The organism is Paenibacillus sp. MB22_1, from assembly GCF_047200555.1.
Classification (GTDB): domain Bacteria; phylum Bacillota; class Bacilli; order Paenibacillales; family Paenibacillaceae; genus Fontibacillus; species Fontibacillus phoenicis.
Genome location: NZ_JBLADV010000001.1, coordinates 877016 through 892504, shown reverse-complemented (window position 1 = coordinate 892504; position 15489 = coordinate 877016). Strand labels below are relative to the sequence as shown.

Here is a 15489-nt window from a genome sequence, read left to right as displayed (position 1 = left end):
TTGTTTTGTATAGTGAATTTTTTCACATACTTTAAAAAAGTTGAAAGTTTTTCGCTTGCCACGATAAATTTTTCATATATACTTTACATTGTGTACATAGTGTCTCTTTGAAATACTTATCGAATGCTGCGAGCGCCAGTTTATTAATTTGCACCGTTTATAACGTGAATATCCGATTCGACATAGTGAAATTTCTCACAATGTTCACTTTTTCGGGCTTTACAGCCCCCAAAAACTAAAAAAAACGGGTTATAATTAATTTAAAATTTTCAGAAAAATTTGGAGCACAAAGGGGAAATCGATGATGAGTGAAATTGTTAATGCCACCCTGCCCCGCGGCAATACGAGCTGTTTTTCAGAGCAAAACTTCAATCGCCTTCTCGTTACGATGAAAGACAAATCTTATCCCGAGGGGACACATTTGTTCTGGGAAGGTGACTATTCCGATAAACTGTTCTACATCAAGCGCGGCCGTGTGAAGTTGACGAAATCGACGGATGAGGGCAAAGAATTGATCCTCTACATGTATGGTGTCGGCGATATGGTTGGGCAAGCCGATCCGTTCTTCAGCTCGAAGCATAGCTTTACCGCCGAAGTCATCGAAGACTGTGAAATCGGCATTATCGAGCAGAAGGACCTGGAAATCATGATCTGTCAGCATTGCGATTTCGCCATCGATTTCATGAAATGGATGGGCATCCATCACCGTTTGACGCAAACCAAATTCCGCGATCTGATGATGTACGGCAAACCGGGCGCTTTGTGCTCGACCTTGATTCGCTTGAGCAATACGTACGGTGAGCCGCACGGAGACGCCATTCTGATCAATAAGAAGATCACCCATACTGACTTGTCCAACATGATCGGGGCAACGCGCGAAAGCGTCAACCGGATGCTGAGCGACCTGCGCAAGAAGGATGCGCTGGACTATGAGAACGGGATGATCGTGATCAAAGATCTGGTCATGCTGCAAGATATTTGCCACTGCGAGCTGTGCCCGAACGAAATCTGCCGCATTTAACCGCCTAGTACTCGCCCCATATTCGGCGTTAGTTCTAGCGATTTGAACCGTCCCTTGAGTGCAGGGCGGTTTTTTTGCTTTCTATCAACGTGCAAAAAAATCCCCCAATCCTCTTCGCTACCCATTGAGGTTGGGGGATAATTTGCATCTATACTTTCTTGCGCACGGGCGAAATGAACCAATAAGCCATGCCGACGAAAACTGCGCCGCCCACCATATTGCCCAGCGTGACCGGCACCATGTTGTGCAGCCAGCCGGCGAACGTCACCGTATCCGGATGGTTTGGCAGCAGCAACGACAAGCTGAGCAGCGTCATATTGGCCACGCTATGCTCATAGCCGCTGGCGATAAACGCATAGAGACACCACCAGATCAGAACGAGCTTAGCGATATCCTCCTTGGCCCGGTTCGCCATCCACAGCGCCAAGCAAACAAGCCAGTTACACAGAATCCCGCGAAAAAACAGCTCCGATACCGGGGCGCCCATCTTCTTGGCTGAAGCAGCAAAGATCAGATGCTCCGGTGCGGCCGTCTTAAACAAGCCGCTGCCGACGATCAGCAGGCAAAGCATGAGCGCGCCCGCCAGGTTCCCCATAAACACGAGGGTCCAGTTTTTGGCCGTATCGCCGACCGTCGTTCGCTTCGCCAGCGTGCTTGCCGTAAAAAACATATTATTGCCGGTAAACAGCTCCGAGCCGGCAAACACAACCAGCGTCAGGGCGAGTCCGAAGGACATCCCCATCAGCATCGTCTGATACGGCGACTTGGCCGCCGCCAACGGCCCGCCGATGCTGAAGATCAAGATAATGCCTAGACCGACATAAGCGCCGGCCAGCATCGCCGACACGAGGTACCTCGGCAGGCTTTCGTTCATCTTTTCCTTCTTCTTCACCGCCGCTTCCACAATCGCTTCTACATTTGGCGTAAACATTTGTGCTCCTCCCCCAAATCAAACTTGCCTCATCCTTCAAAAATAGCGCGGCGACCTTCCGATCACCGCGCTATCGATCGCCGCACTACGCTCGCTGCAGCTCAGCTGCGGCAAGGTAGACCTGTCCGTCCTCCACCTTAACCGGGAATATCATGACCTGCCCGGTATCCGGTGCTTGAACGAGCCCGGTAGTCAGGTCGATTTTCCAGTCGTACAACGGATCATACAGATAATGTCCCGATACGATCCCCTCGGCCAGCGGTCCGCCCTTCGGATGCGGATTTTGGTTCAGCGCCGCAAATATCCGGTCATCTGATGTTCGGAACACCGCTATCTGCAGGTCGCCCACTTCCACGACACGCCCGATTTGCGGCAGAAAATCCTCCAAGGCGCCAACAGGATAAAACGTTTCTCCCTTACTCTCCATACTCATGCACCATAACCCCTTTCCCTATGAACGCTGTATTAAAGCTGGCTGCTCACTTCTAACGAGTGATACAATTTGCCAAGCTGTTCCTTGTCGTTCAGCACTTTTTTCCATGGATCCGATACTTGCTTCAAAGCAAATTCAATCCGTTCCATCAGCGCTTTGCGGTTCTTGACATCGTCAACGACAACCGAGCGGATATGCTCAAGCCCCATCCGTTCCACCCACTCCGACGTTCTCTCCAGGTAGTTGCCGGTTTCACGGTAGTACTGCATCAGCGCGCCGCACACTTCAATCAATTCCTCATCGGTTTTCACCTTGCACAGCGAATCCGCCAAGCGCGGCTTGATCCCGCCGTTGCCGCCGATGAAGACTTCCCAACCGCCGTCATTGCCAACGATGCCGATATCTTTGGTGCACGACTCGGCGCAGTTACGCGGACATCCGTTTACCGCCATCTTGAATTTCGCCGGGAAGTCCAGCCGCTCGAATTTTCGCTCCAGCAGCGCGCCCATGCCCATCGAATCTTGGGTGCCAAAGCGGCAGAACTGCGAACCAACGCAGGTTTTTACGGTGCGCAACGATTTGGCATAGGCATAACCCGACGGCATATCCAGCTCCGCCCACACTTTCGGCAGATCCTCTTTCTTCACGCCGATCAAGTCCAGCCGTTGGCCGCCCGTGACCTTGACCACCTTAACATTGTATTTCAACGAAACATCGGCGATTTTCTTCAGATCCTCCGGCGTCGTGACGCCGCCGTACATCCGCGGCACCACGGTATACGTGCCATCCTTTTGAATGTTGGCATTCATCCGTTCGTTCACGAAACGCGAGGCTTTCTCATCCTCATGTGTATCCGGATAGATCATGCCCAGGTAGTAGTTGATGGCCGGCCGACACTTCGAGCAGCCTTCCGGCTGCGTCCATCCGAGCACGTTCATCACTTCTTTCGTTGTCTGCAGCCCTTTCGCCTTAATCTCGGCAACGATCTCGTCCCGGCTAAGCGTTGTGCAGCCGCAGATCCCCTGTTTCGCCGTTTGGGTAAAGCCGTCGCCAAGCACATATTGCAGGATTTGCTCGACGACCGGTTTGCAACCGCCGCAAGAACGGGTCGCTCCGGTGCTGGCCTTAATCTCGTCGACCGTCGTCATGCCCTGAGTCACAATGCACTCCACGATCGCGCCTTTCGTAACCCCGTTACAGCCGCAGACGATTTCCTCATCGCTCATCGTTTCGACCGATGCCTTCTTCTTGGTGCCGCCGCAGCAGCCCCGGCCTATCAGCGATTCGTACAACTCATCGGTCATCTCCGCGCCTTGCTTAATCAGCTTCTGCAGCTCAGCCGAATCTGTGATATCCCCGAACAGCACTGCCCCAACCAGCTTGCCGTCCTTCAGCAAAATTTTCTTATAGGTGCGTTTCCACTCGTCCTTGCTGACGATCACTGTATGCTCCGGTCCATCGATAAATTCACCGGTGGAGAATACATCCACGCCGGAAATTTTGAGCTTGGTCGATACGACCGAACCCTCATAAGGCGCGGTATCCACGCCGCTGATATGCTTCGCCAACACCATCCCCTGCTCGAACAAAGGCGCAACCAGACCGTAACAAACCCCGCGGTGCTCCGTACATTCCCCCACAGAATACACACCTTCAAGCGAGGTTTGCAGATAGTCGTTCACGACGATCCCACGGTTCACTTCGATGCCGCTGGCTTTAGCAACCGCAACATTAGGTCGGATTCCCACAGCCATAACGACGAATTCCGCCTCCAGCTCCGTCCCGTCGGCAAAGCGCAGGCCGCGAACCCGATGGTCGCCAAACAGCTCCGTCGTTTGTGCGCCCATCTTAAATTTGATCCCTTGCCGCTCCAACTCTGCTTTCAACATGCTCGCTGCCTGATGGTCTAACTGGCGTTCCATCAGATCTTCCATCAAATGTACAACCGTCACGTCCATCCCCAGTTGCACAAGGCCTTTGGCCGCTTCCAATCCCAACAGTCCACCGCCAATGACGGCCGCCTTCTTGTAGGTCTTCGCCGCCTCCAACATTTGCTTGCAGTCCGCGATGTCACGGAAGCCAACGACCCCTTCCTTATCGCTGCCTGGAATCGGCAAGATCAGCGAATTGGAGCCCGTTGCAATCAGCACTTTATCGTACGGGACGCGCAACCCATTATCGGCGACGACCTCTTTGGCTTCGGCATCAATCCGTTCCACTGCAGTTCCGACATGCAGGGTGATCCCGTTCTCTTTGTACCAGTTCAAATCGTTCAGCACGATATCGTCCAGCGTTTTGCTGCCTTCCAGCACATATGACAGCATAATTCGATTGTAGTTCGGATGCGGCTCGCTTCCGAATACCGTAATGTCAAATTTCGTAGTCAACTTCAGGATTTGCTCTACCGTGCTGATTCCGGCCATTCCGTTACCGATAACAACTAGTTTCTCTCGTTCCATTCCCATATCTTTAGAATGCCTCCTCCAATAAATACCTGGGTCTCATGCAACTTGGCGATAGTTAAAATTTGAAGTGCTCCCATGCTCCCAGTATACTTTTCAAATAAGGAGGGCTTTGTGATTCCATTCACATTAATTGTGAAAATTTTAACATACTTTTGTCATAACTTTTTCAATGTTCTGTAAAAAAATCCGCTCTCCCGGATGATCACCAGGATTACGGATCTCTAAGTTACATCGTACTTCTATTGCGTCGCCAAGGTAATCTCCACGTAGTCTTGCGGCTTTAATCTCATATCCAGGCCATTATCCAGCAGCTTCTTCCCATTCACTTTCAGGATCCATTGCTCGTCCTGCTTAGGGGTATAGCCGCCGACAGAGATAATTGATTTATGGTTAGGGTTAAACTGTACCAATCCACTGTGCTTCAGGAGATCTCGAACGGTGGTGTTATCACTGTATTTATGGACAAAATATTGCTTCTGACTGCCCCCGTCGATAATCAACAGCAAAGACGCCAGCGGAGGGATCGCTTCATAGCTGTCCACCGTCTTGACGTATACCAACAGCTTGTCGCCCATTTGCAGCTCCTGATCCCAGTTCGTAGGGGCGAGTTCCTTATCATTCAGCCGGGTTCCCCATTCCAATGCCGAATCCAGCGACACTTCCCCCACCGATTGAATGGCGGACTGGTCCTCTGTAAATTTGACAATCCCGCTGCTTGCCAAGGCATGACGTACCGTTAACCCGTCGATATAATCAAAATGCAGGTTACGCGTCACATCAGGGATAAAGGTGCCTCCATCAATCATTAATGTGATATCGTGGGGGTGTTCTACTTCTGTTGTCTGCGTCTCCGCTGGTGTCGGTTGATCCATAATCTGGCCGCGGGCGCACGCCGACGCGATTATGATTATAGCCAGTCCTGCCATACATCCAACGAACCATCGCCATCTCATGTACTTAGCCGCCCTGCCTTTCTCCACATCATTGTCCCCACTTCGGCATGATCCTATTCCTTCATCCTAAGCATACCGGACAAGGCGCAGGTTCTCAAATTTCGGGCATCCCCTGATTTTGCAAAAATAAAAGACCTCCCGTAAATAGGAGGCCTGTCGTATGTTCAGATGTCTTACTTAAGTACGTCGTGATCAACGTAGCGTTCGCCGTTCATTTCGCTGATCAACTCAATCGCGACCTTCGCGCCGTCGCCCGCGGTAATGATCGTATGCACGCTTACCCCGGCAACCGTTCCTGCTGCCCAAATGCGCGGAATGCTCGTACGGCCTTGGCCATCCGTAGCAATCACCGTTTTGATTCGAGGTTCGCGGCCTTCCTTCAGCTCCAAACCGATAGCGCTTGCAAGGTCGGTTAACGCGCCGGTGGCCAATATGATATGGGACGCTTCATAACTGCGGCCGGATTCGGTCTTCACCGTAACCGTTGAACCACCGTTCGTATCGATGTCAGTCACTTTCTCTTCAATGAACTTCGCGCCGAATTTCTCCGCTTGCTCCCGGCCGACCTTCAGCAAATCGGGTCCGGAAATGTCCTTCGCACCGTAATGATTCTCGATCCATGCCCGTTTGGTCATACTGGAGTTGCTGTCCAGAACGAGCGTTTCTTTACCTGCCTTCGCCAAGAAAAGTGCTGCACTAGCTCCTGCAGGTCCTGCTCCAATAACAATTACATCAGCCACACGTACACCTACTTTCTATGATATTCCATGCCGCCCGCTCGCCGGTAACGGCATGTTCGTTGTTTATTTAATCCACTCTTCCGCCCAGGACTGCACTTGTTCCATAACGGGACGAAGCGCCCGGCCTTTCTCCGTTAGTTCATATTCAATCCGGACCGGCGTCTCAGGATAGACATGGCGAACCAGGATTCCTTCACATTCCAGATCCTTCATCCGCTCGGATAACATTTTATCGCTCATGGAAGGAATCTGATTCGAAATATCCTTAAATCGCTTGGGACCGTCCATCAGCGTTTTGATGATCAGACCGTTCCAACGTTTGCCTAAAAACGAAAATGCCGATTCAAATCGCGGACACATTGCCTGGGAATGCTCATCCATAAAATTCACCTCGTTATCATCGCCGACCTAAGGGCTAAAAGCTTACAATTTGTTAGTATATTTCATAATAGCATATTTATTAGAGGAAAGTAAGGGGGATGCCCGGTCATTTAAAAAAACGACCGCCTAGGCGGCGGCCGCTAATATAGTATATTACGTTGGTTGTAACTTATACCCACCACATTTCGGCGGCAGAATCCTCCACCAGCACCTGCTGAAGGTTGCGTACCGCCTTCGTAAACCCTTCGTCGATCGACATCAGGCCGTCTTCATGCTCGATGCTGACGACATAGTCGTAGCCGTACAAGCGAAGGGCGCTGATGATGTCCGCCCAGGTTTTCAAATCATGGCCATAACCAACCGTACGGAACTGCCAAGCCCGGTCCTGCATCATGGTATAAGGCTGCATATCCGTAAGTCCGTAACGGTTCACGTTCACCGGATCAATCGTCGTGTCCTTGGCGTGGAAATGGTGAATCGCACCAGCCCGGCCAAGGATCGAAATCGCCTGCACCGGATCAATCCCCTGCCACCACATATGGCTCGGGTCCAAATTGGCGCCGATAGCTTCCCCGGCCGCTTCGCGCAGGCGAAGCAGCGTGGCCGGCGTATGCACGGAGAAACCGCCGTGCAGCTCCAAACCGATTTTCACATGATGCTCTGCGGCATAACGGCCCATTTCCGACCAATACGGAATCACCTTCTGGTTCCACTGCCAATCGAGGATCTCCTGGTAATCGTTCGGCCACGGTGCAACCGGCCAGTTCGGATATTTCGCGTCCTCGTGATCGCCGGGACAGCCGGAGAACGTATTTACCACCGGCACCTCCAGCAGTTCAGCCAATTGGACGGTCTTGACGAAGGCGTCATGGAACTCTTGCGCCACCGCCTTTTGCGGATGCAGAGGATTTCCGTGGCAGCTCAGCGCACTGATCGTTAATCCGCGCGATTCCACCGCCCGCTTGAACTCCTCCCGCGCTTGTTTATTCTCCAGCAGTACATCGGGATTACAATGCGCGTTGCCAGGATAACCGCCAGTCCCGATCTCTACGGCTTTTAACCCCTGGGCGGCTGCCTTATCCAACGCCTGCTCCAACGGGAGCCCTCCGAACAATACGAGAAATACGCCTAATTTCATTCCCGGTCCCCTCCCGTGATTAATCAAAATAAACGGTCTTACCTGTTCTCGCCGACTCGTAAATCGCTTCCAAAATTTCCGTGACGACCAGCGCTTGCTCCGGCTTCACCAGCGGTTCCTTATCCTCGAGAATCGCCTGCACCCAAGCTCTTGCTTCACGCGTTGCCTCGGTTTCCTGTTTGCCCTCAAAGAAGGCAACGCCGCCCGAACCCAAATCAATCTTCGTTTCATACAGGCGACTCATTTTCTCGCCGTTGATGCGCAGGCCGTTGGTCATGTCCGCGCCGCCTTCCGTCCCGCACAGCAGCGTCTTCGCTTCGCCGATATCCACGATGTTCAGCGCCCAGCTCGATTCAAGAATGATCGTCGCGCCGTTCTTCATCGTAATGAAGCCAAATGCAGAGTCCTCCACTTTAAATTCCTCCGGATTCCAAGGCCCAAACGCATTTGCTGCATTCTCGCGGCTGCCGAGTTTATGGAAGACGGAACCGGTGACGCTCTTCGGCTCGTAGTTGTTCATCAGCCACAAGGTCAGGTCTAGGGCATGGGTCCCGATATCGATCAACGGACCGCCGCCTTGCTTCTCCTCGTCGAGGAAGACGCCCCATGTCGGCACTGCCCGGCGACGAAGCGCCAGCGCCTTGCCAAGATAAATGTCGCCGAGCTCACCTTTTTCGCAAATCTCCTTCAAATACAAGCTGTCGCTGCGGAACCGGTTTTGGTAGGCGATTGTCAGCTTCTTGCCCGTACGCTTCGCTGCATCCAGCATTTGACGAGCCTGCTCTGCCGTCTTAGCCATCGGCTTCTCACACATGACATGGCGACCGGATTCCAACGAATCAATCGTAATTTCGGCGTGGGAATCGTTTGGCGTGCACACATGCACAACTTCAGCATCGCTTTCCTCTAACAGCTGGCGATAATCGGTATACACCTTGGCGTTCTCCCCGCCGTATTGCGCTGCGGCTTTGGCTGCGCGCTCCTCGATAATATCGCAAAATGCGACCATCTCCACCTCAGGCTGCTGGGCCAGGCTTGGCAAATGTTTTCCATTCGCAATCCCGCCGCAGCCGATAATGGCTACTTTCAACGTTTTAGACATGAAGTTTACCTCCTTTTTGCGCATAGTCACGCACCCATTCCATGCTTGTCTGAATGCTCGTGAGCGAATCTCCGGCGCAATGATCCTGCTCGACGATTAACCATTCCACCCCCGCAGCAATCGCAGCATCGCCGATTTCCGTGATGGCAATCTCCCCGCGGCCAAGCTCAACCGTATCCGGCGAACCGTCCGCCTTCTTGACCACGTCCTTCCAGTGCACCAGCGGAAGCCGCCCCGTATATGTAGCGATATAATCCAGCGGATTCGCTCCAGCAAAGGCGACCCAGCAGGAATCAAGCTCAACCTGCAACAGGTGTTCAGGCACTTGCTCGTAGATGGCGTCAAGCACCGGCTTGCCGTCGTGCTGTAACGTCAGCTCAAAATCATGATTATGATAGCAAAGCACCAAATCTTCCTCTTTGCACTTTTCACCGAATTTTTTCAAATCTTCGATGATTTCCGACCAACGGTTGCGGTCTTCCTCTGCCAAATAAGGAACGATGATATAGCGGCTGCCAATCGCTTTATTAAACGCCAATTCCTCGTCGATCGCTTCCTTCAACCGGGTATATGGGGTATGCGCACCAATCGCCGTTAATCCCGTCTCCCGCAAAATCTCCTGTACTTGCTCTGCCGTGCGCCCGTAAAATCCGGCAAACTCAACCCCTTGATAGCCAAGCTCTGCCACTTTGCGCAAAGTTCCTTCAAAATCCCGTTCCAAATGATCTCTTACCGTATACAACTGCAAACCAAGCTTCGTCATGATTTCATTCTCCTCTTCATCATAGTAAGTCCGATTAGAGCTCTACAGGGCTCAACAGGATATGCCGACCTTCCTTCGAGGACCGGGCAACCGCATGCATCGCCTCCAGGACATGATAAGCCAGTTTGCCGCTGGCTCGATGCTCCCGGCCTTCCTGTATCGCTTGCACCATTTCCTCAATACCGCGTCCCCGCTCGTTATCTCCGCTGGCAAACACCGGCGGCAGCGTCTCCCAAGTCTCTTCCCCGGCCCGACGCAGCTTCACCTCACCGGTAAACCAGTTCGGATCAGGGACTTCCAGCGTACCTTCGGTGCCGTAAATCTCAATCCGCGGCAGCATGCTGCCGCCCCGCACGTCAAAGCTGGTCACCAGCGTACCGATCGCCCCTCCCACAAAATCCAGCGTTGCGCTGTAATGGGTTGGCGTATGAACGGGAATCGGGGTGCCCGCTTTGGGACCGGACCCGATCGTCCGCTCCGGAATCTGGCTTCCCGCCGAACCGCTGATCCGGCGAATCGGTCCAAGTAATTGGACCAGCGCCGTCAGATAGTACGGCCCCATGTCGAACATCGGCCCGCCGCCTTCTGCATAGAAGAACTCCGGATTCGGATGCCAGCTCTCCGGCCCGCCGCTTACCATAAACGCGCTGGCTGCCGCCGGACGGCCGATCAGCCCGTCTTGAATCGCCTTGCGGGCCGTTTCCAGTCCGGCGCCAAGGAAGGTATCCGGGGCACAGCCGACGCGAAGATGGCGTGCAGCGGCCAGCTCCAGCATTCGACTGGCATCCTCCAAGTGGATGGCCAGCGGCTTCTCCACGTAGACATGCTTGCCGTGCTCCAGAGCCGCAATGTTAATCGCCGCATGGGACGAAGGCACCGTGAGATTCAGAATCAGGTCGATCTTAGGATGCCGCAACATTTCTTCAACTGTGAATACGTTTTCAATTCCGAATTCCTCGGCCCGCTCGCGCGCCTTCTCCGGAAACTGGTCGGCCAGCGCCACAACCTTCAGCCTGTCACTCTTCGCCAAATGACGGAGGTAAGCCGGACTGATGTTGCCGCAGCCGATAATGCCAATCTGGATGTCTGTCATTTTGGTCACTCCTGCCAAGCAGATGTTTGTCAATTTGATGCGCTACCCATGTACCATGGTATTTCAAATTGCTCCAATGTAAAATGAATAATATGATTGAAACATGAACAATCTGGTCATTTTTTTCGAGAACCCTGTGGAGGACACCGATGAACAAAGAGGTAAACCTGCAAATTTTACATGCCGGCTATTCGTTGCACCGCAAGCCGTTCCACACGACCCAGCCGAACGGGCACGAAAATTATCTGATCCGCCTGCAGACGTTAGGCAAATGCCGTACGCGGTTAAACGGGCGGCTGGAGTTGCTTGAGCCTGGGGATTTGCTGCTGTTTGCCCCCGGGGACCCTTACGAGCTGAAAATCGAAGCCGAAACGAACGGAACAGGCGAACCGGTGGTTTCCAGCGGAGATTACCATATTTTTTTGTCCGGGGAATGGATCGAGTCCTGGTGGAACCGCCGGCCGCTTCCGCACCGCTTGAAGGTTCCCCTGTCCGAAGGGATGGTTGGGGCCTTCCGGCAGATTATGCTGGAGCAGCGCCGCATCTCCAACCCGATGCCGGAAATCTCCGAGTACTACTTGAAGATTCTGTGCCTGGAGATCGAACGGAATTTGCTCGAGCAGCCGCAGCCCACCTATCCTACCTATCTTGCCCACCGTCTGAAAAATTATATCGAAGAAAACGCCTCCTCCCCATTTAAGCTGGAGGACGCTGCAGCCCACGTCGGCATCAGCGTGTCGCGGGCGGTGCATCTGTTCAAGCAGGCCTTTGGCACCAGCATGATTCAATACACGCTGGAGGTGCGGCTGAACATGGCGCGCGAGCGGATTATTTTCAGCCCTCTGTCGCTGGAGCACGTTGCGGAAAGCTCCGGTTTCCCCAGCTACAACTACTTTCATAAAGTATTCCGCAAGCGGTTTGGCATGTCGCCTAAGCAGTTTCGTTTATCTGCCCGGGAGAACAACACTTAACTCCGGAGCCAAAAAATCGCAAAAAAACAACGCCGCGACGGGCCAAATGATCGGCCGCCTGCGGCGTTGTTTGCATGCGTTTTTCCTTTAACTTCCGTTTGTCTGCGGCATCGCTTTCGCTTGGTGAAGCCGCGCTTTGCGCTTCTTCATGAATTTGCCCAGCAGCACGACAGCGGCGATGATGAGCAGCTCGAAGCCGTATTTAATCCAAGGGCTGGCGAACCAGTCATGAATCAGCGGTTCTTCGACGATCATCTTGGATGCTGTCCAAGCCAGCACGGCTGCCCCAATCGTAATGACGATCGGAAAGCGTTCAGTCAGCTTCAAAATCATCGTGCTGCCCCAAACCATAATCGGTACGGATACGGCCAGACCGATAATGACCAGCATGGTGTCCCCGTGCGCCGCGCCAGCTACCGCAAGCACGTTGTCGAGGCCCATCATGACATCGGCGATGATGATCGTGCGGATGGCCGCCCACATCTGGTTTCCGGCCTTGATCTCATGACTTTTCTCCTCAATCAGCAGTTTATAAGCAATCCAGACTAATGCAAGCCCCCCGGCAAGTCGTAAACCCGGGATGTTGAGCAGCTGCACGACGAGCAGTGTCATGATCACCCGGATCAGAATCGCCCCCAGGGTCCCCCATACGATAACTTTCTTCTGATCCTGTTGCGGCACATTGCGGGCGGCAAGCCCAATGACGATCGCGTTATCCCCGGCTAAGACGAGGTCGATCAGGACGATGGATAATAAGGCCATCCAAAATTCCGGTGACAGTAAGTCCATGTTCTCTCCCCTTTCTAAATGTTCCATGCAACGGATCTATTTTTTCTGGATAACGGCCTCGCCATTCACGTCAATTGCCGCAGGCCTGCAAAGGCTGCGAGACGGTACAATCGGACGTTCGATATGGCTGGGACTACGGGAAGATCCCACCGTTCCAAAAAAATACGCCGTGTCCGTATTGGGCACGACGCATTTACGCATCAAAAAAGACCTTTACCCAATACTCGCTACGGGCAAAGGTCTCGCTAACAACTCTTCGTTGCCAATAAAGCCGGGGTATGTATAACTCCCGTAATGACGACTTTATTGTAACAGCTACTCCCCTTTGGGAACCATGCATGTTTTATTGAGTTATATTATAGCACGCACTTTACGAGAGAACCAGCCTTTTATGCTATCATTTTGGCTTTGTGCCAAAACAAGTTATAATAGTGATGAAATGGAGGGATCCCAAATGAGTTCATCATCAAATTCCAATCTCAAATTAGCCACGTTTGCCGGAGGCTGCTTCTGGTGTATGGTATCACCATTCGAGGAACTGCCCGGCGTTCACGGCATTATTTCTGGATATACCGGCGGTCATACGGTGAACCCTACGTACGAGGAGGTTTGCGCCGGGAATACCGGGCATTACGAAGCCGTGCAAATTACGTACGACCCGGACATCTTTCCTTACCGCAAGCTGCTGGAGTTGTATTGGCAGCAAATTGATCCAACGGACGAAGGCGGCCAATTCCATGACCGCGGCGATTCGTACCGGACCGCGATATTTTATCATGATGAGCAGCAGCGTCTGGAAGCGGAAGCTTCCAAGCAAGAGCTTGCGCAAAGCGGCCGCTTCGATAAACCGATTGTCACCCCGATTCTGCCGGCAGCCCCATTCTATCCTGCCGAGGAGTATCATCAGCAATACCATAAGAAGAATCCGGGACACTACCGGCTGTATCGCAAAGGCTCCGGCCGCGAGGATTTCCTGGAGCGCCACTGGTCCGGCCCTGCCGATCGGGAAGAGCTGAAGCGCAAGCTGACGCCGATCCAATATGAGGTCACGCAAAATAATGCGACCGAGCGTCCTTTTACCGGAGAGTATTGGGACCATGAGGAAGAAGGCATTTACGTCGATGTCGTTTCCGGCGAGCCGTTGTTCAGCTCCCGTGACAAATACGATGCCGGCTGCGGTTGGCCGAGCTTTACCCGCCCGATCCGGAGCTACCACATCAAGGAGAGAACCGATACCAGCCATTTTATGATTCGCACTGAAGTGCGCAGCCGGCTGGGTGATTCCCATCTGGGCCACGTCTTCGAGGACGGCCCAGAACCAACGGGACTCCGCTATTGCATCAATTCCGCAGCGCTCCGCTTCGTGCCGAAGGCCGATCTGGAGAAGGAAGGGTACGGCGAATATCTGTATCTGTTTGAAGACGCGCCAAAATCGCAAAAGTAAATACCCCAACAAGAAACAGGCAGCCCCTCTCGGCCGCCTGTTTCTTGTTATTTATAGAAGAATCGCTATTGCTCGCTTTGATCGATTCCAGTCTTCTTCCGGGCGCGAAACCGCCGTACCTTCATCAGGTTGCCGCACGTCTTGTCTTCGCAGTATTTCTTCGTCCGGTTGCGCGTGTCATCGTAAAAAAACCAGCGGCAATCCGGGTTATCACACAGGCGAATTCTTGACGTTTCCCCGTGAAGCAGCGTTTCACCGAAGCTGGCGGCAATCTCTGCCCGCACATGGCGCCAGTCCTCCGTCACTGGAACATATTGCAGCCGGATGTCTCCCGGTTCTCCGGACAACCTGCGGGTAACCAGATCCTGCGCCAAATGTTTATTGAGCACCTGCCAATCCGCCTCCTCCATCTTACCGCCTCCCGCCAGTTTGACCGTTAAGGCATGCAGGCGTTCCCGAAAATGACGCATGGCCAAGACCTCTTCCGCCGGCATCGGCACAGGAGCAGTCAATTGCCATTGATTAAGGAACCACTGCTGCCAGTTCAGCTTTTCCAGCCGATCTTCGCTGCGTCCGCTTCCCCGCCAGTCATGCCACTCGCTGTTCAAAAAATCGCTCCACAATGTCTCCACTTCGAAGCCTCCAAATTTGTAACGACCTAATTCATAAATAAATGGTTACATTTCTCATTTCTTCTGCTACAATACCATTGTAACCCTTTAAATCGTAATTAGCCAGTTACAATGATGAAGGAGGAAATGAGATGAGCGTTAACCCCGTGGATTTACTCGTCGTGCAAAAGGACAATACTTGGGATGTAGAGGAATGGATCGTGCCGTTGTCGACGGCATTGGAAGGTTTGACCGCCGAGCAAGCCGCTTGGGCTCCGCCGGGAGGCGGCAATACGATCTGGCAAACCGTCAATCACATCAATTATTATAACGGGCGGATCCTCAGCCGCTTAAGAGGAATCAATCCGGGCCCGGCCTTAGAAAAAAACGAAGACACCTTCGCCGGAACCGGCGGGACCTCGGATGAAGCGGCATGGGCCGACGTTCTGGCCGAAACGAAACGAATCCAACAGGAATTGCGCGAGGCGATCGCTTCTTTAACCGATGAAGCCCTAGGGGCACCATACGCCAATACGGGCGAATCGTTCGGACGCGAGCTCTCCCGCTGGATGCTGCATGATGCCTATCATGCCGGACAAATCGTATTGATCCGCCGGCAGCAGGGATCCTGGAGATCCTAATAAATCTAAAAAA

At 53.0% G+C, this 15489-nt stretch carries 16 protein-coding genes; 4 read left to right on the top strand and 12 right to left on the bottom strand.

The window, feature by feature from the left end:
* Positions 1 to 304: 304 nt before the first annotated feature.
* Positions 305 to 1021, top strand: a complete 717-nt coding sequence (locus ACL02P_RS04000; RefSeq protein WP_036645269.1) for a Crp/Fnr family transcriptional regulator — start codon at positions 305 to 307, stop codon at positions 1019 to 1021.
* Positions 1022 to 1169: 148 nt separating this feature from the next.
* On the opposite strand, the gene ACL02P_RS03995 is transcribed toward ACL02P_RS04000, so the two are convergent.
* The 10 genes from ACL02P_RS03995 to ACL02P_RS03950 all read right to left on the bottom strand — a co-directional run bounded on the left by ACL02P_RS03995 (position 1170) and on the right by ACL02P_RS03950 (position 11020).
* Positions 1170 to 1952 (bottom strand): formate/nitrite transporter family protein, encoded by a 783-nt coding sequence (locus ACL02P_RS03995; protein WP_009225306.1) that lies wholly within the window; start codon positions 1950 to 1952, stop codon positions 1170 to 1172.
* A gap of 85 nt (positions 1953 to 2037) precedes the next feature.
* Positions 2038 to 2385 carry a nitrite reductase small subunit NirD gene (gene nirD / locus ACL02P_RS03990; RefSeq protein WP_009225305.1) on the bottom strand — a complete coding sequence of 116 codons (348 nt, stop codon included), beginning with the start codon at positions 2383 to 2385 and terminating at the stop codon, positions 2038 to 2040.
* 32 nt (positions 2386 to 2417) lie between these two features.
* Positions 2418 to 4850, bottom strand: a complete 2433-nt coding sequence (gene nirB, locus ACL02P_RS03985; protein WP_009225304.1) for a nitrite reductase large subunit NirB — start codon at positions 4848 to 4850, stop codon at positions 2418 to 2420.
* Between the two features lie 239 nt (positions 4851 to 5089).
* Positions 5090 to 5803: a hypothetical protein gene (locus tag ACL02P_RS03980; RefSeq protein WP_412836853.1), complete on the bottom strand. Its 714-nt coding sequence runs from the start codon at positions 5801 to 5803 to the stop codon at positions 5090 to 5092.
* Between the two features lie 173 nt (positions 5804 to 5976).
* Entirely contained in the window at positions 5977 to 6543 is a 567-nt protein-coding gene (locus ACL02P_RS03975) for an FAD-dependent oxidoreductase (protein WP_009225302.1), read from the bottom strand.
* Positions 6544 to 6606: 63 nt separating this feature from the next.
* Positions 6607 to 6924 carry a winged helix-turn-helix transcriptional regulator gene (locus tag ACL02P_RS03970; protein WP_009225301.1) on the bottom strand — a complete coding sequence of 106 codons (318 nt, stop codon included), beginning with the start codon at positions 6922 to 6924 and terminating at the stop codon, positions 6607 to 6609.
* Between the two features lie 169 nt (positions 6925 to 7093).
* Positions 7094 to 8062: a sugar phosphate isomerase/epimerase family protein gene (locus ACL02P_RS03965; RefSeq protein WP_009225300.1), complete on the bottom strand. Its 969-nt coding sequence runs from the start codon at positions 8060 to 8062 to the stop codon at positions 7094 to 7096.
* A 19-nt stretch (positions 8063 to 8081) separates the two neighbouring features.
* Complete coding sequence (locus ACL02P_RS03960) at positions 8082 to 9164, bottom strand: Gfo/Idh/MocA family protein (RefSeq protein WP_009225299.1); 1083 nt, start codon at positions 9162 to 9164, stop codon at positions 8082 to 8084.
* The gene (locus ACL02P_RS03955) at positions 9157 to 9927 is read right to left on the bottom strand and encodes a sugar phosphate isomerase/epimerase family protein (RefSeq protein ID WP_009225298.1); all 771 of its coding nucleotides are present in this window, start codon (positions 9925 to 9927) and stop codon (positions 9157 to 9159) included. Before ACL02P_RS03955 ends, ACL02P_RS03960 begins: the two co-directional genes overlap by 8 nt.
* Before the next feature lie 34 nt (positions 9928 to 9961).
* Positions 9962 to 11020, bottom strand: a complete 1059-nt coding sequence (locus ACL02P_RS03950) for a Gfo/Idh/MocA family protein (RefSeq protein ID WP_036645265.1) — start codon at positions 11018 to 11020, stop codon at positions 9962 to 9964.
* Between the two features lie 149 nt (positions 11021 to 11169).
* On the opposite strand from ACL02P_RS03950, the gene ACL02P_RS03945 reads away from it, so the two are divergent.
* Positions 11170 to 11991, top strand: coding sequence for an AraC family transcriptional regulator (locus ACL02P_RS03945; RefSeq protein WP_009225296.1), 822 nt, complete (start codon positions 11170 to 11172; stop codon positions 11989 to 11991).
* 87 nt (positions 11992 to 12078) lie between these two features.
* Here ACL02P_RS03945 and ACL02P_RS03940 read toward each other — a convergent pair whose 3' ends face one another.
* A complete protein-coding gene (locus ACL02P_RS03940) occupies positions 12079 to 12780 on the bottom strand; it encodes a TerC family protein (protein ID WP_009225295.1) in 702 nt (233 codons plus the stop codon).
* A 454-nt stretch (positions 12781 to 13234) separates the two neighbouring features.
* Here ACL02P_RS03940 and msrB point away from each other — a divergent pair, with 454 nt between their 5' ends.
* Entirely contained in the window at positions 13235 to 14224 is a 990-nt protein-coding gene (gene msrB, locus ACL02P_RS03935) for a peptide-methionine (R)-S-oxide reductase MsrB (RefSeq protein WP_412836852.1), read from the top strand.
* A gap of 65 nt (positions 14225 to 14289) precedes the next feature.
* Here msrB and ACL02P_RS03930 read toward each other — a convergent pair whose 3' ends face one another.
* Complete coding sequence (locus tag ACL02P_RS03930) at positions 14290 to 14856, bottom strand: CGNR zinc finger domain-containing protein (RefSeq protein WP_260070914.1); 567 nt, start codon at positions 14854 to 14856, stop codon at positions 14290 to 14292.
* Between the two features lie 131 nt (positions 14857 to 14987).
* Here ACL02P_RS03930 and ACL02P_RS03925 point away from each other — a divergent pair, with 131 nt between their 5' ends.
* Positions 14988 to 15476, top strand: coding sequence for a DinB family protein (locus ACL02P_RS03925; protein ID WP_412836851.1), 489 nt, complete (start codon positions 14988 to 14990; stop codon positions 15474 to 15476).
* Positions 15477 to 15489 lie beyond the last annotated feature (13 nt).

Bases quoted from the DNA above. Each gene is read 5' to 3' on its own strand.
- ACL02P_RS04000 (WP_036645269.1), top strand. From the start codon at position 305: ATGAGTGAAATTGTTAATGCCACCCTGCCCCGCGGCAATACGAGCTGT.
- ACL02P_RS03995 (WP_009225306.1), bottom strand. From the start codon at position 1,952: ATGTTTACGCCAAATGTAGAAGCGATTGTGGAAGCGGCGGTGAAGAAG.
- nirD (WP_009225305.1), bottom strand. From the start codon at position 2,385: ATGAGTATGGAGAGTAAGGGAGAAACGTTTTATCCTGTTGGCGCCTTG.
- nirB (WP_009225304.1), bottom strand. From the start codon at position 4,850: ATGGGAATGGAACGAGAGAAACTAGTTGTTATCGGTAACGGAATGGCC.
- ACL02P_RS03980 (WP_412836853.1), bottom strand. From the start codon at position 5,803: ATGAGATGGCGATGGTTCGTTGGATGTATGGCAGGACTGGCTATAATC.
- ACL02P_RS03970 (WP_009225301.1), bottom strand. From the start codon at position 6,924: ATGGATGAGCATTCCCAGGCAATGTGTCCGCGATTTGAATCGGCATTT.
- ACL02P_RS03965 (WP_009225300.1), bottom strand. From the start codon at position 8,062: ATGAAATTAGGCGTATTTCTCGTATTGTTCGGAGGGCTCCCGTTGGAG.
- ACL02P_RS03960 (WP_009225299.1), bottom strand. From the start codon at position 9,164: ATGTCTAAAACGTTGAAAGTAGCCATTATCGGCTGCGGCGGGATTGCG.
- ACL02P_RS03955 (WP_009225298.1), bottom strand. From the start codon at position 9,927: ATGACGAAGCTTGGTTTGCAGTTGTATACGGTAAGAGATCATTTGGAA.
- ACL02P_RS03950 (WP_036645265.1), bottom strand. From the start codon at position 11,020: ATGACAGACATCCAGATTGGCATTATCGGCTGCGGCAACATCAGTCCG.
- ACL02P_RS03945 (WP_009225296.1), top strand. From the start codon at position 11,170: ATGAACAAAGAGGTAAACCTGCAAATTTTACATGCCGGCTATTCGTTG.
- ACL02P_RS03940 (WP_009225295.1), bottom strand. From the start codon at position 12,780: ATGGACTTACTGTCACCGGAATTTTGGATGGCCTTATTATCCATCGTC.
- msrB (WP_412836852.1), top strand. From the start codon at position 13,235: ATGAGTTCATCATCAAATTCCAATCTCAAATTAGCCACGTTTGCCGGA.
- ACL02P_RS03925 (WP_412836851.1), top strand. From the start codon at position 14,988: ATGAGCGTTAACCCCGTGGATTTACTCGTCGTGCAAAAGGACAATACT.